Origin of the sequence: Streptomyces fuscichromogenes (assembly GCF_014645815.1) — a bacterium.
Lineage (GTDB): Bacteria > Actinomycetota > Actinomycetes > Streptomycetales > Streptomycetaceae > Streptomyces > Streptomyces fuscichromogenes.
Genome location: NZ_BMML01000007.1, coordinates 290,842 through 311,276, shown reverse-complemented (window position 1 = coordinate 311,276; position 20,435 = coordinate 290,842). Strand labels below are relative to the sequence as shown.

At 72.9% G+C, this 20,435-nt stretch carries 17 protein-coding genes and 1 pseudogene; 5 read left to right on the top strand and 13 right to left on the bottom strand.

Features of this window, described 5'->3' with window-relative positions; translation table 11 throughout:
• Positions 1 to 8: 8 nt before the first annotated feature.
• From IEZ11_RS52445 to IEZ11_RS17860, 3 genes and pseudogenes are all read left to right on the top strand, one after another.
• Positions 9 to 332 (top strand): annotated as a pseudogene (locus tag IEZ11_RS52445) (GSCFA domain-containing protein); the annotation flags it as partial.
• 211 nt (positions 333 to 543) lie between these two features.
• Positions 544 to 1,422 (top strand): TauD/TfdA dioxygenase family protein, encoded by an 879-nt coding sequence (locus IEZ11_RS17865; RefSeq protein ID WP_189263754.1) that lies wholly within the window; start codon positions 544 to 546, stop codon positions 1,420 to 1,422.
• 136 nt (positions 1,423 to 1,558) lie between these two features.
• The gene (locus tag IEZ11_RS17860; protein WP_189263753.1) at positions 1,559 to 2,188 is read left to right on the top strand and encodes a DUF3887 domain-containing protein; all 630 of its coding nucleotides are present in this window, start codon (positions 1,559 to 1,561) and stop codon (positions 2,186 to 2,188) included.
• Between the two features lie 25 nt (positions 2,189 to 2,213).
• Here the strand turns inward: IEZ11_RS17860 and IEZ11_RS17855 are convergent, their stop codons facing one another.
• The 13 genes from IEZ11_RS17855 to IEZ11_RS17795 form a co-directional block, all read right to left on the bottom strand.
• Positions 2,214 to 4,340, bottom strand: coding sequence for a golvesin C-terminal-like domain-containing protein (locus IEZ11_RS17855; RefSeq protein WP_229713115.1), 2,127 nt, complete (start codon positions 4,338 to 4,340; stop codon positions 2,214 to 2,216).
• Positions 4,341 to 4,455: 115 nt separating this feature from the next.
• The gene (locus IEZ11_RS17850) at positions 4,456 to 5,379 is read right to left on the bottom strand and encodes a dihydrodipicolinate synthase family protein (protein ID WP_189263751.1); all 924 of its coding nucleotides are present in this window, start codon (positions 5,377 to 5,379) and stop codon (positions 4,456 to 4,458) included.
• 119 nt (positions 5,380 to 5,498) lie between these two features.
• Positions 5,499 to 7,115, bottom strand: a complete 1,617-nt coding sequence (locus tag IEZ11_RS17845; RefSeq protein WP_189263750.1) for an FAD-dependent oxidoreductase — start codon at positions 7,113 to 7,115, stop codon at positions 5,499 to 5,501.
• The gene (locus IEZ11_RS17840; RefSeq protein WP_189263749.1) at positions 7,112 to 9,298 is read right to left on the bottom strand and encodes an MGH1-like glycoside hydrolase domain-containing protein; all 2,187 of its coding nucleotides are present in this window, start codon (positions 9,296 to 9,298) and stop codon (positions 7,112 to 7,114) included. Before IEZ11_RS17840 ends, IEZ11_RS17845 begins: the two co-directional genes overlap by 4 nt.
• A complete protein-coding gene (locus IEZ11_RS17835; protein WP_189263748.1) occupies positions 9,295 to 10,131 on the bottom strand; it encodes an ABC transporter ATP-binding protein in 837 nt (278 codons plus the stop codon). The genes IEZ11_RS17840 and IEZ11_RS17835 overlap by 4 nt, the downstream gene beginning before the upstream one ends.
• Positions 10,128 to 11,165: an ABC transporter ATP-binding protein gene (locus IEZ11_RS17830; RefSeq protein ID WP_189263747.1), complete on the bottom strand. Its 1,038-nt coding sequence runs from the start codon at positions 11,163 to 11,165 to the stop codon at positions 10,128 to 10,130. Before IEZ11_RS17830 ends, IEZ11_RS17835 begins: the two co-directional genes overlap by 4 nt.
• Positions 11,162 to 12,694, bottom strand: a complete 1,533-nt coding sequence (locus IEZ11_RS17825; protein WP_189263746.1) for an ABC transporter substrate-binding protein — start codon at positions 12,692 to 12,694, stop codon at positions 11,162 to 11,164. The genes IEZ11_RS17830 and IEZ11_RS17825 overlap by 4 nt, the downstream gene beginning before the upstream one ends.
• Positions 12,695 to 12,753: 59 nt before the next feature.
• A complete protein-coding gene (locus IEZ11_RS17820; protein WP_189263745.1) occupies positions 12,754 to 13,641 on the bottom strand; it encodes an ABC transporter permease in 888 nt (295 codons plus the stop codon).
• A complete protein-coding gene (locus IEZ11_RS17815; protein ID WP_189263744.1) occupies positions 13,641 to 14,567 on the bottom strand; it encodes an ABC transporter permease in 927 nt (308 codons plus the stop codon). The genes IEZ11_RS17820 and IEZ11_RS17815 overlap by 1 nt, the downstream gene beginning before the upstream one ends.
• Positions 14,564 to 15,529 carry a LacI family DNA-binding transcriptional regulator gene (locus IEZ11_RS17810; RefSeq protein WP_189263743.1) on the bottom strand — a complete coding sequence of 322 codons (966 nt, stop codon included), beginning with the start codon at positions 15,527 to 15,529 and terminating at the stop codon, positions 14,564 to 14,566. Before IEZ11_RS17810 ends, IEZ11_RS17815 begins: the two co-directional genes overlap by 4 nt.
• Before the next feature lie 85 nt (positions 15,530 to 15,614).
• A complete protein-coding gene (locus tag IEZ11_RS17805) occupies positions 15,615 to 15,872 on the bottom strand; it encodes a hypothetical protein (protein ID WP_229713112.1) in 258 nt (85 codons plus the stop codon).
• Positions 15,873 to 16,000: 128 nt separating this feature from the next.
• Positions 16,001 to 16,966: a phosphotransferase family protein gene (locus tag IEZ11_RS17800; protein ID WP_189263741.1), complete on the bottom strand. Its 966-nt coding sequence runs from the start codon at positions 16,964 to 16,966 to the stop codon at positions 16,001 to 16,003.
• A 218-nt stretch (positions 16,967 to 17,184) separates the two neighbouring features.
• Entirely contained in the window at positions 17,185 to 17,700 is a 516-nt protein-coding gene (locus IEZ11_RS17795; RefSeq protein WP_229713109.1) for a GNAT family N-acetyltransferase, read from the bottom strand.
• A gap of 181 nt (positions 17,701 to 17,881) precedes the next feature.
• Between IEZ11_RS17795 and IEZ11_RS17790 the strand changes: the two genes are divergently transcribed.
• Both IEZ11_RS17790 and IEZ11_RS17785 read left to right on the top strand, forming a co-directional pair.
• Positions 17,882 to 18,043, top strand: a complete 162-nt coding sequence (locus IEZ11_RS17790) for a hypothetical protein (RefSeq protein WP_189263938.1) — start codon at positions 17,882 to 17,884, stop codon at positions 18,041 to 18,043.
• Between the two features lie 183 nt (positions 18,044 to 18,226).
• Positions 18,227 to 20,365, top strand: a complete 2,139-nt coding sequence (locus tag IEZ11_RS17785; RefSeq protein ID WP_189263929.1) for an RICIN domain-containing protein — start codon at positions 18,227 to 18,229, stop codon at positions 20,363 to 20,365.
• The last annotated feature ends 70 nt before the right edge of the window (positions 20,366 to 20,435 follow it).

Sequence of the window (20,435 nt, the reverse complement as noted above, 5' to 3'; positions counted from 1 at the left end):
GACCCCCCGTGCAGCATCCGTACACCCGCCTGCCCGCGCGGTCGTTCTGGCGCACCGCCGTGGCCGAGCCCGACCCCGCGGACATCGCCGGCCTGTGGACGCCGAAGTTCACGATCGGCCAGGACGACCCCGTCGTCACCGCCGGGTCCTGCTTCGCCGCGCACATCGGCCGGACCCTCCTGGCGGAGGGCATGCACGGGTACGACGCCGAACTCCCGCCCCCGGGCCTGACGGCCGCCGAGCAGGCCGCGCGCGGCTACCGCCGCTTCTCCTTCCCGACCGGCAACGTCTACACGGCCGCCGCGCTGCGCCAGTGGGTCGCCTGGGCGCTGGAGGAGGAGAAGCCGCCGCGGGTCGGTCGACCTGTGGACCCGCGTCACCGACGGTGCGGGGCACCAGCGGCCGGTCCTCTGCCAGGCCGACGACACGATCCACGGCAATTCCGCCTTCGGCCGCCTCATGGTCGCCGAACTCCTCGACCGCGGGCTCTGAACCCGCTCCCGCGTTCCCGCGTTCCCGCTCCCCATTCCACGGAGGTCCCTCATGGAGGACTACGCGCTGCGCGCCGTAGCGCAGCTCACCACCCGCCCCGCCGAGCCCTACGACACCTTCTCCATCGCCCCGATCACCCCGGTGCTGGGCGCCGAGGTCACCGGTCTCGACCTCTCGCGCGAGCTGACGCCGCGGCAGGAGAAGGAGCTCAAGCACGCCTTCCACACCCACCACGTCCTGGTCTTCCGGGACCAGGACCTGACCCCCGAGCAGCACAAGCGGTTCGCGGGCGTCTTCGGCGAGCTGCACCCGGTCGCCCTCGCCGCCGAGGGATCCGACCCGCACATCCTGGAGATCAAGGCGGACAAGGACTCCAAGGCCGTCGCCGGCAACGGCTGGCACTCCGACGGCACCGCCGACGCCGAGCCCTCGCTCGGCTCCATGCTGTACATCACCACGATCCCCGAGGGCGGCAGCGGCGGCGACACCCTGTTCGCGAACATGCACCTCGCCTACGAGCTGCTCTCCCCCGCCCTGCGCGGCTTCCTGGACGGCCTGACCGCCCTCCACGACGGCGCGAAGCCCTGGACGGACGCCGGGCTGACCCCGCCGCCCGAGTACGACGTGCCGCGCACCGAGCAGCCGGTCGTGGCCCGCCATCCGGAGAACGGCCGCAAACTGCTGTTCGTCAACGCCCCCTACACCTCGCGCATCACCCAGCTGGCCCGCGCCGAGAGCGACGCCCTGCTGGGGATGCTGTACGCGCACATCGCCCGTACCCCGCTGCTGCACTGCCGGGTGCGCTGGCAGGAACGCACGCTGGTGTTCTGGGACAACCGCAGCGTGCAGCACCACGCGGTGTGGGACTACTTCCCGCACACCAGGGAGGGCCGGCGGGTGGCGATCGACGGTACGAGCCTGCACGCCTGACCCTGCCGGACGGAGCACCCACACGGCCACGGCGGCAGCGGACGAGACCGCACCGCCCCGGCTCCTGGCCGACGGCCTCCTGGCCGCCGTAAAGGAAACCTTGACACGGCCGGACGTGTAAATGCATCCTTTACACGTGACCGACTCCTCCATGAGCCTCGCCTCGCTGAGCGCCGAACTGGCCGGGCGGGCCTCGGTGCTGGCCGAGGCGCTGGCCAGTCCGCTGGCCCCGCCCGCCTATCTCGACCTCGTGCGGCACTCCCGGGACGTGGACGATCTGGCCGAACACATGCTCAGGCTGTGCGTCCAGCAGTCCCGGGACGCCGGTCACACCTGGCAGGAGATCGGGGACCTGCTCGGCGTCACCCGCCAGGCCGCGTTCCAGCGGTTCGGCAAGCCCGTCGACCCCCGGACCGGAGAACCCATGGACAAGACCGTACGCATGACCGACGCCGCCGGGCGGGCCCGCGAGATCGTCATCGACGTCCTCGAAGGGCGCCTGGACCAGGCCCGGCGGTCCTTCGACGCCCAGGTCCTGGAGGCGTTCACCGAGGAGGTGCGCGGCAGCGGCATGGCCACGGTCGCCGGCCTGGTGGGCGCGTTCGAGGGCTTCGGTGAGGCGGAACCGCTCGTCCGGCGCATCGGCGACCACACGGTCGTCGACGTCCCCCTGCGCTACGAGGCCGGCGACATGAAGGCCCGGGTCTCGTTCGACACGGACGAGAAGGTCGCCGGCCTGTTCATCCTGCCCGCCGAGACCCCGTGACGGGAGGCCGCGCGGGTCCCGCTCCTCAGGTCAGCGGACCCAGCAGCCGAACCGCGTCGGCGGCCACCGGGCCGTCGGCGTCGTCGGTCAGCTCGACCGCGGTACCGAGTCCGGCCGCCAGCTCGAACACCCCGAGCGAGAACCAGGTACCGCCGCGCGGATCGGTGGCGCCCGCGGCCCGCTGGTCGATGCGTACGGTGGTCGTCGAGCCGTCCGCCCGGACGACGGTGTAGGGCGCATTGCTCGCCCGGCCGGCGGCCGGCGGGCAGGACACCTGGACCTCGTACCCACCGTCCTGGGGCACGGCCGGCCGCCAGCGCACCTTCCGCCCACCCGAACCCGCGGGCGCCGTACGGTAGTTGCCCGACCAGAAGCCGGGGTCCGCGGTCGCCGTCGGCCAGCTGCCGCTGACGATCTCGAAGCCCAGCCGGTCGTTGTCCACGACCACCTCCGCGCGTACGTCGGCGGAGCCCGGCGCCCGGATCAGGCTGAGTGAGTCGAGGCCCAGCCGGGTGCCGCCGCCCCTGCCGGGTCCCGTCACCGCGCAGCGCAGGGTGTGCCGTCCGGCGCGCAGCCGGGTGGTCCCGAGGTGGGCCAGGTCGAAGCCGTCGGCCGTCTGCGCCGTGGTGTCGATCGAGAGAGCGGGCAGATCGGTGCGGTCCATCGTCACCGTGGTCAGTGCGCCGTCCGCCGAGCGGTGGTACCGCAGCAGCAGCTCGTAGGCACCGGTGCGCGGCACCCGGAAGGCGAACTCCACTTCGCCGCCGACCTGTTCGGGGGTGAGGACCAGTCGCTCGCCGCGGCGGGCGAGCGGGTCGGCGACGTTCTGCACGGCGCCCCCGGTGACGGTCCGGTCCGCTTCGGCCAGCGCGATCACGGCCTCCCGGTAGTGCGGGCCGTGACGGAGGCTGTCGCGGCCGCGGGTCAGCCAGTCGAGCGAGAAGCGGCAGACGTTCACCCGGAGCGGCACACTCGCCATGTCACCGTCGCAGCCGTAGAGCAGCACGATGGTGCCGTCGGACAGCCGGGCGAGGTCCGAGTAGAAGGAGCGGTTCTCGTTGACGACCCGCTGGTAGCGGTACGAGAAGCCGTCGTCGTAGCTGACTCCCACCGTCATGTTGCGTCTGACGGGTGAGTCGGGGCGGCTGAACAGCACCCGCCCGGGGGCGTGATCGCCGGGGCCGCCGGTGTAGCGCAGCAGGCCGGCGTCCACCGCGTTGAAGGAGCCGGTGCTGCCGTCGAGCGCCGGCTGTGACCAGGTCATGCCGTCGTCCGTGCTCACGGAGACGATCCGCTGGTTCTCGCCGCCCGACGCGAAGCGGCCGTCGACGAACACCGTGCCGTCGGCGCGCTGCACCATCCGCGCCTCGTTGACGGGGTAAGCGACCTGTACCGGCACCGCGCCGGTGGCCTGCCAGCTGGCGCCGTGGTCATCGCTGCAGAGGGGCGCGACACCGTAGTACCGCTGGGCCACGGTGTTGCCGACGATCACCCTGCGGTGCAGGCAGTTGAGCAGCAGACGGCCGGAGCGCAACTGGAGTCCGTGGCCCGGACCCGGGCCGTGCAGCGCCCAGTTGTAGGGAAAGCCGTCGAACAGGCCCGCCAGGCTCCGTACTTCGCTCCACGTCCGGCCGCTGTCCCGGCTGGAGATCACGTACAGCTCGCCCGAGTCGCCCGAGCAGGAGGTGTTCTCCGGGAGCCGGAGCGAGAGCATGTAGAAGAGGAAGACCTCTCCCGTCTCCCGGTCCACGACCAGCGCCGGGTTGCCCCAGGACTCGCCGTCGACGGAGGCGACCAGGGTGCTGCTCGCCGCCCAGGTGCGGCCGCCGTCGGTGCTGCGGCGCAGCAGCAGATCGCGCGGACCGGCGTCGCACACCTCGTGGCGGCCCTCGGTCACCGCCAGGACGGTGTCGTCGGGCAGCACGGCGAGCGCATGGACGTGATAGCTCACGAGCGGGCCCTCGCCGGAGTCCCAGAGGGTCTGCTCCTCGAAGAAGGCGCCGGGCCGGCCGGATACGGACGTGCGGTCGGCGGCGCGGGCCGGTGATCCGAGGGCCACCGCCCCCAACGCGGCGCTCGCCGTGGCGCCGACGGCCCCCAGGGCGAAGGATCTGCGGTTCATCACGGGGTGGTGCGGTCCGCTGTCGGACATGGTGGGGCACCCCTTTCGGGCGGGTACGGAGGAGCGGGAACCGGTGCGGAGGGTTACGCGCACCGGATCGGGTGCGGGTGCGGGTGCGGGTCCAAGTGCGGGTGCGGGTGCGGGATCAGGCGCGTACGAGATGTGCGTCGAGGGGCGCGAGCAGTTCGAGCAGGGACTGCCGCTCCTTGTCGGAGCACGGTGTGAAGGGCGCCGCGGCGTGCGGCGGGCACAGGCCTCGTGCGGCGAGGACCGCCTTCAGCGCCGGGACACCGGGGCGTACGGTGTGCAACGCCAGCACCTGGTCGAGCAGTTGCTGCGCGCGCAGCGCGTCCTCGGCCCGGCCTTCGCGGTGGGCCCGGAACAGCTCGACGGTCGCCGCGGGCGCCAGGTTGGCCACCCCGAGCACCACGCCGTCGGCCCCGAGCCGCAGCGCGTCGAGCGCCCGCCGCTCCGCACCCTGGCTGACGCCGAAGCCGGGGCGCCGCCGGGCGGCCGCGAGGGCGTGGCCGAACAGCGCGAGGTCGCCCGAGCTGTCCTTGACGCCCACCAGGTGCGCGAGACCCGTCAGGTCGTCGAGCAGGGCGGGGGTCAGCGGACTGGCGTAGCGGGGCGCGTTGTAGGCGACGACGGGAACGCCGAGGCCGGCCAGGACGGCGTAGTGGGTGACGATCTCGTCGTGCCGGTGGTGGAAGTAGATCGGCGGGCTGAGGACCAGCGCGTCCGGCGCGGCGGGCAGGACGGCCTCCGCCCGCGCCAGCGCCTCGGCGGTGCCGGGAGCGGTGATGTTCACCAGCACCGGCCCGTCGGGGACCAGTTCACGCCAGCGCGCCGCCATCTCGGCGGCGAAGTCGCCCAGGTGTGCCGTGCGGAGCAGCGGGCCCTCGCCGTTGCTGCCGAAGAGCATCAGGCCGCGGGTGCCCGCCGCCGCCAGTGCGCCGAGCAGGAGGTCGGCGGCCGGCGCCGAGGGCCGTCCCGGCCGGTCCATCGGCGTGACCAACGGGACGACGACACCGGCGAGCAACGCGCGGCCGTCGACCGGGCTCCGCACAGCGCGTGCCGGGCCGGGCGGTCGTTCGGCCGCGGTACCGTCGTGGCCGGTCGCGCCCCGTGGCACAGCCGGACGTCGACCGGGCACCGCACCGCTCCGGGGCGCTTCCCGACCGCCCATCAGTACCCCTTGACCTCGGGCCAGGCCAGTTCCACCCCGGCGCGTGTGAGTTCGTCCTGGAAGCGGTGCAGGCGCTCGGTGTCCTCGTACACCTGCTCCGGATCCAGCCGGTTGTCGAGGCAGTGCGCGGCCAGTGAGACGGCCGCCTCGCCGATGTTCCACTCGACGGGGTGGAGGCGGTGGCAGCCGTTGGTGATGTGGGTGGTGCCGATGTTCTTGCACACCGGCAGCAGGTTCCGCACCCGCACCGGGAGCAGCGCGCCCAGCGGGATCCGGAAGGGGCTGCCGGCCACGTCGATGCAGGTGTCCCCGCCGGTGGAGGGATGCAGGTCGATCCGGTACATCCCGATGCCGTCCGAGTCCGGGTGGCGCACCGCGCCGTGCTCGCCCCGTACGGCGAGGGACAGGCCCTGTTCGACGATCCGGCGCCGGGCGACGATCCGGCGTGACTCGCGGATGTACGGCGCCTTGGCCGGCCCGTCGGCCGTGCCCAGTACATCGCCGCGCAGCCGCAGGCAGGGCCGGCCGGTGCCGCCGTCGGGGCGGGGTGCCTCGGTCCGGAGCCGGTAGAGCATGCTCATGCTCAGCTCACGGGCTCCGGCCGCCAGATGCCGGTCCCGCTCCTCGTCGGCCACCCCGATCAGCGGTCCGGGCAGGTAGTCGATCACGGGCCAGTTGACGATGGTCACATCGCTCGCGGCGAACCCCGGCCGGAACAGCCTCCGGGAGAACACCCGGCGGAACTCCCACAGTTCCTTGTCGCCCGCGTCCTTGCTCTGGTCGGCGACGACCGCCCCCGAGCCGGCGTTCGGAGGGAACGCGCGCGCCACGGTCTCCAGCGTCCTCGGGTCGGGTGCGCTCAGGCTGAGCAGCCGGTTCGGCCACTTCGGGGGGTGGTAGGCGGCCCAGTGCCGGTAACCGGCCGGGCGGTCGACGGTGTGGTCCTCCCCGGCCCGGTGGTCGACGGCGAACACCCAGGAGAACGCCTGCATGGTGGCCCGCCGGGCCCGGTCGGGCGCGCTCGGCTCCCCGGTGTCCCGCCGCGACTCGAAGCCCGTCACGTGCTCGGTGCCGGTCAGCGGCAGCAGGTCGCCGAGTTCCGTCGCGTCCAGGACGAACGGCGCCGACACCTCGGCCCGTGTGCCGTCCGGCCCTTCGACGACCACGGCCCGTACCCGGTCGCCGTCCACGGCGGCGGCCACCGGGCGGTGCCGGTACAGGATCCGCAACCGGCCCGCGGCCACGTACGGGGCGACCATGGCCGCCAGCACGGCGGCGGCCACCCGCGGTTCGTGGCACAGCGCGCTCACCCGTCCCTCGCCCGGGTCGAGATACCGGCGCCGCCTGGCCTCCTCGGTGAGCGGATACCAGGTCCGGTAGTGCTCGCGGATCGCGTCGCGCAGCGCACGGTAGGTGCGGGTGGCACCGAACTGCTCGATCCAGGCGTGCTCGTCGGGCGGTACGCCCTGGCTGGTGAGCTGGCCGCCGATCCGGTCGGTCTCCTCGGTGAGCAGGACCGTCCGCCCCCGGTCGAGGGCGGCCGGCGCCGCGGCGACCCCGCCGAGGCCCCCGCCCACGACGAGGAGGTCCGCGGCCGCCGACGTCGGCGCGCTCATGAACCGCTCCCTTCCCGCACGTCGGCCGCACCGTCCGGGCCGATGGCGAAGCTCCGATGTCCGCCCCGTACGTCCACCGGCACCGGCGGACCGCCGTCCGGCGGGGTGACGAGCAGGTCGCCGGTGCCCTCCGCGGTCCCGGTGACCTGCTCACCGGTCCGCCGGTATCCGTGTACGACGACGTCGGGCGCCAGGTCCAGCAGGACCCTTCCGTCGAGGTGGACGGTGAGTCGCCGGTCCGCCCGGACGTCGAGGCGGCCCTCGCCGAGCGGCAGGTTGCGCAGCTCGGCCGGCTCGCCCGGGTGGGCGAACCGCCAGCCGTCGGGGCGTGCGTCGGCCAGTTCACCGAAGGCGAGATACGCCAGCAGGCCGCCCCAGGCCATCAGCCCGTCCGAACGCTTCTCGAAGCCGGTCAGGTTCTCTCCGCCGACGGCCGGATAGTTCTCCCTGACGTGGCCGTGCACCCGCCATTCTTCGAGGAACAGCCGCAGCAGGTCCCGCACCACCGGCCGGCTCAGCCCGGTCAGCCCGTACCGCCGCAGCCCGCGGACCGCGAGATACGCCATCGGCGCCCAGATCCGGCCGCGCCAGTATGTCGCCGCGAAACCGGGGTCGTCCCGGGCCACGCTGGGCAACGGCCGTTCGCCACCCAGCACTTCGGGCCGCAGCAGGTCGGTGGCCATGGCCGCCGCGCGACGGGCGTCCGGCAGCCCGCCGAGCAGTGCGTACAACATCGTCGGCGAGACGTGCGGATCATGGGTGCCCGCGGCGGTGAGGTTGCGGTAGCCGCCGCGGGCGTCGTCCCACAGCAGCCGGTCGGCGATCGCCCTCGCCGTGGCGGCCTCGGCGCGCAGCCGGTCGGCGGTGGCGGGCTCCCGCAGGATGCCGGCGATGTCCGCCAGCGCCTCGGCATCGGCGATGTGCAGCGCGTTCAGTCCGACGTCGGCGAGGTCCATGGTGTGGGTCGCGGGGTCGTACCGGGCCTCGTCGTACATCGGTGAGTCGTCCAGGCCCGACTCGCGTCTGGCCCGGTCCAGGGTCGCCGAGGCCGGGTCGCCCGCGACCGGGTCGGAACCCCAGGCGAGCAGCCCGTGCGGCCCGCGGCGGGCCCGGGGCCACCAGTCGTGCCAGGCCAGCAGGGCCGGGAAGGTGCGGGCGAGCAGTGCCGTGTCGCGGGTCTCGGGCGACAGGCCGCCCGCCAGATGGGCCTGGTACACCGTCAGCGCGCCGACCGGCGGCTGCGAACGGTCGTCGGTGCGGCCCCGGTCGTCGGAGACCCGGTTCGGGATCATGCCGGTCACGTCCGCGTACGGCAGGATCTGCTCGAAGATGCCGCGCGCGTAGTCCCGGTCGACGGCCGAGGCGACGAGGCCGGTGAAGAAGGTGTCCCAGGCGTGCAGGGCCCAGGTGCCGTAGAAGCCCTTGCGCTCGGCGCAGACGAAGTCCCTGGAGGTCGGGGTGAGGACCCGGTCGAGGTCGGGGGTGTGGATCGTGTTCCAGGTGACGGCCCGGGTCAGAGCGTCGGCGGCGGCGCCGAGCCAGCCGCCGGAGCGCAGTCGGGTCCGGTCGGCGGCGGCGCGGTGCGCGGCGAGGACGCCGGCGGTCCGGTGCACCGTGCCCGGTGCGTCGGCCGGCGCGATCCGCAGCTCCACCGTGCCGGGGCCGCGGAACACCAGGACCAGCGCGTCGGCCGCCCCCTCGATCCTGCGGGCGGGCGCCGAGGCGGCGACCGTCCAACGGCGCTCGTCCGCGCGGACGATGCCGGCCGCGGCGCGGTCCGCCGTGCCCGGACGGTCCGTCGGCTCGTCGTGGCCGGTCAGGCCTTCCACGGCCAGCACGACCTGGCCTCCGCTCTCGGCACGGACGTGAAGGACGTCGCCGGGGCCGCCCGCGAACTCCAGCCGCAACCGGTGCCCCGCCGCCCGTACCGTCACCTCGGCGTAGGTACCGTCCACGGTGTGCGGCCCGAGTCGTTCGAGACCGTCGCGCCAGGTGAACCCGTCGAGCACCGGGCCCTCGGGGCCGAGTACGCCGAACCTCACCCGAGGTCCGGACGGCAGCCGGCTCATACCGGTGTGCGTGCGGACGTCCCAGGTGTTCCAGCCGGACGGCGCCGGAGTCCGCCGGCCGGTCCACGCGGGAGTCGCGGTGGCGCGTCGCTGTCCGGCCCCGCTGTCGCTCATCCGGCCGCCCCGCCGTCGGCGGTGCCGTCCCCCGGCACCGGGTCGTCCAGGTCCAGGGCCGCGTCCAGCAGCGCCCGGGTGTACGGGTGGCGCGGTGCGGTCAGCACCTCGACGGTCCGGCCCTCCTCCACGATCACGCCCCGGCGCATCACCGCCACCCGGTCGGCGATCTGGTGCACCACCCCCAGGTCGTGCGAGATGAACAGCATCGCGAGCCGGTGCCGGCCGCGCAGCTCGGCCAGCAGCCGCAGGATCTGGGCCTGGACCGACACGTCGAGCGCCGACACCGCCTCGTCGCACACCAGCAGCCGGGGCCGTACCGCCAGCGCTCTGGCGATGCTGACCCGCTGGCACTGACCGCCCGACAGGTCGCCCGCGCGCCGCGAGGCCACGTCGGGGTCGAGCCCCATGGCGGCGAGGAGCCGGTGCAGGGCCTCGGTGCGGTCGCCCTCGGGTGCGGTGACCGGGTGGGTGCGCCAGACCTCGGCGATGACCGAGGCGACCGTCATCCGCGGGTTCAGCGACGAACGCGGGTCCTGGAACACCATCTGCACCGCACGCTGGAGCTCGGGCGGCCGGTGTCCCGCGCGGCCGAGCGGCCGTCCCTCGAAGGTGACCGTCCCCGCGCGGGGCCGCAGCAGTCCGGCCACGCACCGGGCCACGGTCGTCTTGCCGGAGCCCGACTCGCCGACCAGCCCGAGCGTCTCCTCGGGCGCCACCGACAGGCTCACCCCGGCCACCGCGGCGTGCCCGCCCCGCCGCCCGCCGCCCCGGCCTCCGTAGGTGACGTACAGCTCGCGCACGTCGAGCAGGTCCCGCTCGCCCGTGCTCATGATCCGGGCACCTCCTCCGCGAAGTGGCAGGCGCTCCAGCGGTCCGGCGCCACCTCCCGCACCTTGGGCGGTTCGGCGCGGCACCGGGCGCGGGCCAGCGGGCAGCGCGGGTGGAACGCGCAGCCGACCGGCCGGTTCGCCGGTGTCGCCGGGGCCCCGGGCAGCGGGTCGGCCGGCGCGGTACGGGTCCTGACGGCGGGCACGCTGCGTACCAGGGCGGCGGTGTACGGGTGGGCGGGCCGCCGCAGGACGTCACGGGCGGGCCCGCGTTCGCAGATCCGTCCCGCGTACATGACCACCACCCGTTCGCCGACGTGCGACACGACCCGCAGGTCATGGCTGACCAGCAGCATCGCCAGGCCGTCCGCCGCCCGGATGTCGGCCAGCAGCCGCAGGATCCGGGACTGCACGGTGACGTCGAGCGCCGTGGTGGGTTCGTCGGCGAGCAGGAGCGCGGGGTTTCCCGCCAATGCCATGGCGATCACGGCGCGTTGGCGCAGGCCGCCGGAGAGTTCGTGCGGGTAGGCGCGCATCCGCCGGGCCGGCTCCGGCACCCCGACCCGGTCGAGGAGTTCGACGACCCGGCGGTTCACCTCGGCACGCGGCAGCCGGTCCCGGCGGGGCACCTCGCCGATCTGACGGCCGATCCGCTGGGTCGGATTGAGCGCGGCGAGCGGGTCCTGGAAGATCATCGCGATCTCTCGGCCGCGTACCGCGCGGCGCCGTGCCGGGGTGGCGGCGAGCAGGTCCTCGCCGTGCCACAGCAGTCGGCCGGTCAGGGTGGCGCCCTCGGGCGGCAGGCCGAGGACCGCCTGGGCGGTCATGGTCTTTCCGCTGCCCGACTCGCCGATCAGCCCCACGGTGGCGGCCCGCGGCACGTCGAAGGACACGCCGTCCACCACCCGGGTCCGGGTGCCGTGCGGGCCCGGCAGTTCCACCACCAGGTCCTCGATCCGCAGGATCGGTCCGTCGGTCGCGGGCGCCGGCTTCCCGGCGCCGTTCTCCCGCGCGGTGCCCGCTCCGGCGGGGGTCACGATCCGCCCGTCCGTACGGTGGCGAAGTCCGGCAGCCCGCTGGCGTCGGGGACGAACCCCTTCAGGTCGCTGTTCCAGGCGTAGGCGATGCTCACCGACATCGGGTACATCCCGACCGCGTCCTGCCAGATGATCCGCTCGGCCCGGCCGTAGAGATCGGTGCGCTGCTGCCTGTCGGCCGTGGCGCCCGCCGCCGCCAGCAGAGCGTCCAGCTTCTTGTCGCAGTAGCCCATGCGCCTGGCCGCACAGGTGTAGAGGCGGCCGAGGTTGCTGGCCGCGTCGTAGCTGGGGGTGGCCAGTTGCTGGAAGTTGATGTCCCACTTGAGCGCGAGCAGATCCTCCGTGAAGACGGCCTGCTCCTTCTCCAGCGGATCCACCCGCACGCCGACCTTCTGGAGGTCCGAGACGACGGCCTGGACGAAGGGCCGGAACTCGTCGTTGGCGAACTGGAGGCGGAGCTTCGTGGAGAAGTCGAACCCGGCGGCGGTGAGGGCCGCCTTGGCCGCCGTCGGGTCGTAGGCCACGGCGGGCTGTGCGACATGGCCGAGGACGACGCCGGTGACGGGTGCGTCGGCCGCCCTGCCGGTCTCGGGATAGAGCTTGCCGATGATGGTCCCGAAGTCGACCGCCTGCCAGATCGCCCTGCGCACCTTCGCGTCCTTGAGGGCCGGGATCGAGGAGTTGAACCACATGGTGAACTCGGCGCTGCTCGGCACGGTCCGTACCGTGAGGTCCTGCCGGCCCTTCAGGGCGGCCAGTTGGTCGTCCGGGATGCCCCATACGACGTCCACCTCGCCGGTGCGCAACGCGGTCATGCGGGCGGCGAGCTCGGGGATGTTCCGTACGGTGACCTTGCGGAGCCTGGGCCTGGTGCCCCGGTACCTCTTGTTGGGCACCAGGACCAGCGACTCGCTCGGGGTGAACGCGTCGACGGTGAACGGACCTGATCCGACGGGGTGATTGAAGAAGGCGGTGTCGTCCTTGCCGACGCCCGACGGGAGCACGTAGAAGGTGCCGAGCTTGCCGGGGACGGACGCGTCGGGCGCCGGACTGCGCAGGACCACTTCGGTGGCGGACACCTTGGTCAGCGTGTCGCCGGGGAAGTTGCCCGCGTTGGGGCCGCCCAGGCCGGTCATCCGCTGGAAGGAGGCGACCACGTCGTCGGCGTCGAGCGCGGAGCCGTCCGAGAACGTCACGCCGGAGCGCAGGGTGAACGTCCAGGCCGTGACGTCCTTGTTGGCTTTCCAGGAGGTGGCGAGGTCGCCTTCCAGGGTGCCGTCCGCTTCGGGTCTCACGAGTCTGCTGAAGATCTCCTGCGCGGCCAACTGGGTTCCTGTGGAGGCACCTTGGGCACCGTGCGGGTCGAGGCTCTCGATCGGGTAGGTACCGGCGACCGTCACGTCTCCCGAGGCGGCACCGCCTCCGTCGTCGCCGGCCGTCGTGCAGGCGGCGAGGAGCGCCGCGCCCGCCGTGGCGGTGGTGGCGAGCCGGACGAGGCGGCTCCGCCCGTGCTCACGCGTCCTGGTCATGATGGTGCTCCTCTCGATCAAGGGTCGGTCGGAGTCAGCCGGTGGGTGAGGCGCTGTACCTAGCCGGTCCGGTCGGAGCGGCCGCGCCCGTAGCGGGCGGTGAGCTGGTCGCCGAGGATGCCCACGTTCACGATCAGGAGGGACAGGGCGATGCCCGGCAGGGTGGAGATCCACCATTGCGTTTCGAGGTACTCCTTGCCGTTCGCGATGGTCTGCCCCCACGACACGGTGGACGCGGGCAGTCCGATGCCGAGGAAGCTGAGACCGGCCTCCGCCAGCACCACCAGCGCGAATTCGAGGGTGGCGAGGGCGACGACGGGCCCCGCCGTGAACGGGAGCACGTGCCGGGCGAGGACGGTCCGGCCCGGCACCCCCAGCACCCGTGCGGCGTCGACCCAGGGCCGTTCCCGCAGGGAGAGCGCGATGCCGCGGGTGACCCGGGCGAAGGTGATCCAGCCGGTGGCGGCGAGCGCGACGACGACCAGCAGGACGCTGCGCCGGAAGGCCCCGGCGATCACGATGGCCAGCAGGATCGCGGGAAACGCCAGCAGGACGTCGAAGATCCGGGCGAGGACGGCGTCGGCGACGCCCCGGAAGTATCCGGCCACCGCGCCGAGCAGGACCCCGACGAGACAGGACAGCGCGACCGTGGACACGCCGATGAGCACCGCCGTCCGGGCCCCGTAGACGATCTGGGCGAGCAGGTCGCGGCCGAGGCCGTCCGTGCCCAGCCAGGCGGTGCCGCCACCGGACACCCGGGAGCCGGGTGCGAGCAGCCGGTCCTCCAGGGAGGTGTGCACCGGGTCGTAGTGGATCAGCACCGGGCCGACGGCGGCCACCAGCAGATAGCAGCCCACGACCAGCGCGGGCACCAGGGACAGCAGCGGGCGCCGGACCCGCCGCGGAGCCGTCCGCGGCCCCTGGACGGCGACGGTGAGGCCGGCCATCAGACGGCCCCCGTCCGGATCCGCGGATCCAGCTGGGCGATGAGCAGGTCGGCCGTCAGGTTGAGTACGACGACGATGCCGGCGATCAGCAGAGTGGCGCCCTGGACGACCGTGTAGTCGCGGTTGGCCACCGCCTCCACCACGAGGGAGCCGAGGCCCGGCCAGGCGAACACGTTCTCGACGATCACGGCGCCGCCGACCAGGGCCCCGACCTGGACGCCCACCACGGTCACCACCGGGATCAGCGAGTTGCGCAGCGCGTGGCCGAACAGCACCTGCCGCTCGGTCAGCCCTTTGGCGCGCGCGGTCTGGATGTAGCTCTCGCGCATCGTCTCCGCGAGGCTGGTCCGGGTCAGCCGGGCGATGATCGCGACGAACGGGAACGAGAGGGTGACGGCCGGCAGCACCAGGTGCTGGGGCGTGCCGACCCCGGAACTGGGCAGTACCCGCAGGCTGAGGGCGAAGACCAGCACCAGCATGATGCCGATCCAGAACGTGGGGAAGGACTGGAGGGCGATCGTGCAGGCCGAGACCACCCGGTCCAGCGGGCCGCCCGGCCGGGCGCCGGCCAGCATGCCGAGCGCGAGTCCGACGGTCACCGCGATCGCGGTGGCCGTCGCGGTGAGGTCGACGGTGGCGGGCAGCCGGTCGAGGACCGCGCCCATGGCGGGCCTGCCGAGCCAGTGCGACTGGCCGAAGTCGAGCCGGCAGACGTCGCCGAGGTAGTCGAGGTACTGCACGGCGAGCGGCCGGTCGAGGCCGAGCGAGGCGTGCAACTGGTCGATCTGGCTCCGGGTGGCGTCCGGGCCCAGCAGTACCGTCGCGGGGTCGCCGGGCGCGGCGCGGACGATGAGGAAGATCAGCGAGGCGGCGCCCCACATCACGAAGACCCCGATGAGCAGCCGGTGCACGATCATCCGGATCATGTCGGCGGCCTCCCGCCGGGCGTCGGAACGGATCCGACCGAGTCACCCGGTACGAAGGCGCAGGGCACCGTCGGCTGCCGCGGCTCGGGGGTCTCCTGGTCGAGCAGCTCGACCAGCACGCGTACGGCGTCCCCCGCCGTCTCGGCGCGGGGCGGCGACAACCGGGTCCGGTTCCGGAACTCCGGTGTCCAGGACGGCGGATCGCCCAGCAGGGCCGGCGAGCAGTCCTCCGGGAACCGGACCCGTTCCGTACCGGCCGTCGTCACCGGCGCCTCGGTGAACCGGTTGTCCTCGGTCGGCTCGACCAGCAGCGCGCGGTCCCTGGTGGGCTCGGTGTCCTCCGGGACCCGCAGGTACAGGATGCACGGGTGGCCGAGTCGCGCCGGCTCTGCGACGAGTCCCGCGGTCCCGGAGACATCGGCGGCCACGTAGGAGAGTTCTCCGTCGTCCACCTCACGGCGTCTGACGAGGACGAACGGGAAGCCCTCCCGGACCAGCGCCGACAGCTCCTCGCGGCGGACGTTCCCGCCGAGCAGCACACAACCGTCCGCGATCTTCAGCAGGTTGGTCCCGCCGGCGTGGATCGACCGCTCGGTCCCCGCCGTGCCGGGCGCGCTTCCGTCGGAGCAGAACAGCATCAGGTCGTAGCCCTGCCGTGCCGTCTGCTCCTCCACGCCGAGCAGGAACGGGCAGGAGAAGTCGCGCAGGTCGGTCGGGAACACCGACTCGAAGGTGTGGAGCCCGAGCGGTCGGTTCCGGCCGCCCTTCAGACCGCGTGCGGCGACATCGGCCGCGCAGCCCGGTACCTCGGCCGCCGCCGGCACGGCCCGGCGGGTCGGTTCCGCGATCCGGGCACTCGCCGCGCCTCCGCCGATCACCAGCGACACCGTCGCCCGGGAGACGCCGGCGCGCCGGGCGATGTCCCGTTGGGTGGAGCGTCTACGTCGTTCGGGAGGGGCCATGAGCGCTCCCAATTAATACGTATTAGCAAGTGCCGAACGACGCTACTCGGATGCGACGAAAAGCGTCAAGACACGTGAGTGAACGTCACCCCGAGTTCGCCGGGCCGCCGTGGCCGTGTCCGGTCGTGTCGCGGGCGGGGAGCCGGTCAGCGGTGGTGTCGTTCTCGGTCCCGATCCTGCGGTTCCTGCGGCGGGTGGCGCTCGCCGTGTTCACGATGGCCACGAACGCGGTTCCGGCGACCGCGATACGGAGCCCCGACGCGCCGGGCAGCCGGTGGTGCTGGACCCAGTGGATGCCGTCGGCGAGGGCGAGCCCCGCCAGGCAGGCGGCCCAGATCGACAATGCTCTGGATGCGAACACTCGGTGACGTCCACGGGCGGGCATGGAGACATGATGCGGCTTCTCCGCTGCGCGTGGCCAGAGTTGCCGTGCCGCCGGGTGAGGACGAGCGGGACGGACCGACCGCGAGCTCAGCCCGGCTTGTCCAGCAGGGCGGTGACGTAGGCGTCCAGACGCGCCTCCACCGCCCGCGTCGTCAGCTCCGTCCGCCCGGCCTCCTGCCACGGCCGCGCCACCCGCTCCAGCTGCCCCGCGAACCCCAACGCGTCCAGCAGCAGCCAGTACAACCGCTCGCTCGCGGTACCGGCCGGCATCCCACCGGCTTCCTCGTACGCCTCGGAGAAGCGCAGACCCCACGCCGGGCCGTGCAGCATCGCGAGATTGGTGGAGCAGTGGGCCACGTCGAGGTCCGCCGGACCCCAGGAGGTCTCTACCCAGTCGACGACCCCGGTGATGCGGAGACCCGCTCGGTCGCCCGGGGGCGGCACGTCGAACAGCACGTTGCCGGGCTGGAAGTCCCGGTGCAGGAAACGCCCTTCATAGGGTGGCGGGGGTCTGCGGATCACGTCGGCGGCCGCGGCCCAGGCCGCCGCGTCGGCGCCGTCCGGGGGGACGACGGCGTCGGCGGTCGTCCATGCCTCGTACTCCCGGGGACGCTCGGCGGGTCGCAGCGCGTGGATCGCGACGAGTTGACGGGCCAGCAGGGGCACGCGCCCCTCCAGTCCCCTGTCCTCAAGGACCGTCCGGCCCGCCAGATGTGTCATCAGCAGTGACGGATACTCGCACTGCGCGGCGGTCGGATCGACCGCGACCGGTCCGGGCGTCGGCACGGCGGTCCCCATGAGCAGGGCGAGGACGCCGGCCTCCCGGGTCAGCATGTCCTCGGCGTGGTCCGCGAAGAACGGGTCGGCGAAGGTCCGCAGCACCAGGAGGCGGGTGCCTCCGTCCGCCGTGGCGATGGCCAGCCGCCGCATCTCGGCGGTGATGCCGCCGTGCAGCGCCTCGGTTCCGACGATCCGTTCACCGGCCTTCAGGTACCGGCGCACCCAGGCCAGGGTCAACGGTCGGACCGCCCCCGCCGCATCTTGGTCCGTCACCGTGCCACCCCATCATCCGCGCGGCACCGCACGCAAAGGGTTTCGCCGGGGCTCCGGACCTCCGGGCCGGGCCGGATCGGGCCCGACGGCGGCGACGTGTCCGTGTTCCAGTTCCGGACGGTCGTGCCTTCCGGCCTTTGCCGAGGGGTTGGCCGCGGGCGACCGCAGCGCGGCGCAGCCGCCCGGAGCAGGGCGCGGTGCAGGGCGCGGTGCGCCGGTCAGCCGAGAGTGCGGCGGTAGCGCAGCTTGTGGAGACAGGCGCCGCCGGTGGAGTCCTTCGCGGTCGCGCCGTCCGCGCCCCAGCCGGCGGCCGCGTAGAAGCGTCGGGCGCGTTCGTTGTCCTCCAGGACCCACAAGGTGGCTTGTGGGTAGCCGGCCTGTCCGAGAGCGGTCAACGTGGCCCGCATCAACTGCTTGCCGATCCCCGTGCCCCAGATCTCGGGGACCGCGTAGAGCATGCCGATTTCCGCGGCGGCGGGGATCTCCCGCGACGGGCCGAAGCCTGCGAATCCGACGATCCCGGCCTCGCTGTCCGCCACGAGTACTCCCGACGACGGCCACCGCGTCTCCGCGATGCGTGTCCTCCACGCGACCGCTTCCCGGCTCGGTTCCATGGCGTCGAGGTGGTCCTGGGGAACAAGACCGGCGAACGCCACCCGCCAGGAGCGCACATGGACGTCGGCGATCGCCGAGGCGTCATCGGGCCGTGCCCGTCGGATCTGCACGGCCGCCATCCTTCAAGTCCCTTCCACACAGGTCAAGTTGTCATCGTGAGGGCGCGCCGGCGAGTGCTCACTTGCCTGTTCGGCACTGCCCGCGCCGGGGCACCCCGATCCCCCCGCCCATGAATCCCCGGCCGTCGCAGGGTCTCCGGAGAGCAGGGCGACGCAGATCCAGCAGACGTGTGGCTGTGTCGTGCCGGCCCTGATGCCGGGCCTGGCCGTGGGCATCGACTACGCCCTGTTCATCGTCAACCGTGAACGACGGCTGATCGGGATCGCCCGTCCCGGACGGCGCGGCCGGGGGATCCGGGTGCGGGACAGCCGGTCGTCGGCCGTGTGCGTCAAGTCCCGGTGACCGCCCCTACGCGAAAGTCTTTCGGAAACGTGCCCGTGACACACCGCTGCCGCGTCCTAATACTGACCTCACCTTTCGTCCGGCAATTGCTGCCAGAAGAACCGCCCAGGCCCCAAAGGAGCCGCGTTGATTCGTTCATTGATACAGAGGGTGTTCGCGGCGGCAGCGGCCGCGGGCATCGGCATGGCTTTCACCATCGCCTCCGCAGGAACTGCGTCGGCTTATCAGCCGAGTCCCGCGAACCTTTACACGGCGACGAATTCGGCCGCCTGCAACAAGAGCCCCTGTGTGCTCTACCCGAAGTCGGCACAGTTGCCGAGTGGTCGGATCGTCGCGACGTTCGAGGACAGCGAGACGGCTCCGGTGGGGCAGACCCTGCCCGTCTACAAGAGCGACGACGACGGCACGACCTGGGCGAAACTCGCGGACGTCAAGGCCCCCGCCTACCTGTCCACCGACTCCGCCTACGCGAAGTACACGAGCAACTGGACCAATCCGTATCTCTACGTGCTTCCGCAGAGCGTGGGCAACCTGAGCGCCGGCACGCTGCTGCTCGCGAGCATCGTCTCGGGGGACGACTACTACTACGAGGAGCAGAAGGCCGCGAACTCCGGCTGGACGCCGACCAGCGACGGCGACCGCAAGGACGTGGCGCTGGCCCTGTACTCCAGCACCGACGACGGGGCGACCTGGAGCTTCCAGAACATCATCGCCGCCGGCGGCTGGCAGGGCGGCAGCGCGGGCAGCGTCGGCCGTACCTCGACCGCCAACACGTACAAGCAGGTCGACCCGGTCTGGGAGCCTCATCTGCTCGCGCACAACGGGCAGTTGATCGCCTACTACTCCGACGAGAACGACTACACCGGCTACGACACCGGCACCGGCGCCCCGACCCTCGACCCGGACAACGCCACGGCGACGGACTCCGGCGGGCAGGTGCTCATGCACCGGACCTGGAACGGCACCGGCACCTCCGCCTGGAGCAGCCCCGTCGTGGACGTCCCCGGATCGACGGTGGACATGGGCGGCGGCAAGACGGAGATCGGCGGCGGACGCCCCGGCATGACGACCGTCGCGCCGACCACCGACGGCAAGTGGATGATGACGTACGAGTACTGGGGCGGCGGGGCGAACGTCCGGTACCGCATCGCCGACGACCCGACCAGGTTCTTCGCGGGCACGGACGCGGCGATCACCTCGCTGCCCGTGCCGTCGGGCGGCGCCTCTCCCGCCACCGGCGGCAGTCCGGTCCTGCTCCCGATGCCCGACGGGCGGATCGTCTACAACGCGTCCGGCAGCGGAAGCGTGTGGGTGAACGAGTCGGGGCTGAGCACCGGCACCTGGAAGCAGTACCGGACACCGATCGCCGCCGGGTACAGCCGTGACCTGCAGTACGTCGACGGAACCGGACGCGTGCTGATCCTCCAGGCGTCCTGGAGCGGCACGAGCGTCGGACCGGTGAAGTACGCCGAGGTCGACCTCGGCCGGTCCGACGGCGCCTACTACACCCTCGTCAACCGGCTGACCGGCCAGGCCCTCGCCCCCGCCGCCGGCAAGACGCAGGACGCCGACCTCACCGGGAACGTAGCCGACCTGGTCACGAGCGCGGTGTCCGCTTCGGACCTCACCCAGCGTTGGCACACCCAGACCAAGGGCTCCGACATCACCCTGCTGAACAAGGCCGGCGGCCGTGCGGTCGCCGTCTGGACGGGCAGCGCGACGGCCGGGCAGAAGCTGGCCCAGTGGGTGGACGACGACGCCACCGACAAGCGCTGGACCCTGGTCGCCTCCTCCACCAGCGGGTACTACAAGCTCCGCTCGGTCAGGAACACGAGCCTGTACATGACGGGCGCGACCGCGGGCGGCTCCGTCACGCTGGCCGCGTCGACGGACGACGGCTCGCAGGACTGGCAGCTGGTCCAGGACCCGCTCCCCACGGACTCGACGTTCACCCTGAAGGGCGGCTACTCCGGCCGCTGCCTCGACGTCCCGAACGGCCAGACCGGCGTCCAGGTCCAGATCTACGACTGCTCGGGCAACGCCAACCAGACCATCACCCAGACCGGCGCGGGCGAGCTGCGGATCTCCGGCAAGTGCCTGGCCGCGAACGGCGACGGCACCACCGCGGGCACCAAGCTGATCCTGTGGGCCTGCAACGGCAAGACGAGCCAGCAGTGGGCGTTCCGGGTGGACGGCACGATCGTCAACCGCTCCGACGGTCTGGTCATCGACGTGACCGGCTGGGGGACCGCCAACGGTTCGAAGGTCGAGCTGTGGACGGGCCTCGGCAACGCGACCCAGCAGTGGAGCAGAGTCCAGTAGTCGCATCAGCGGGCGCCGGACCCTTGTCCGCCGGCGCCCGCTGCTGTTGCATTGCGCCAGGTCGCCGACG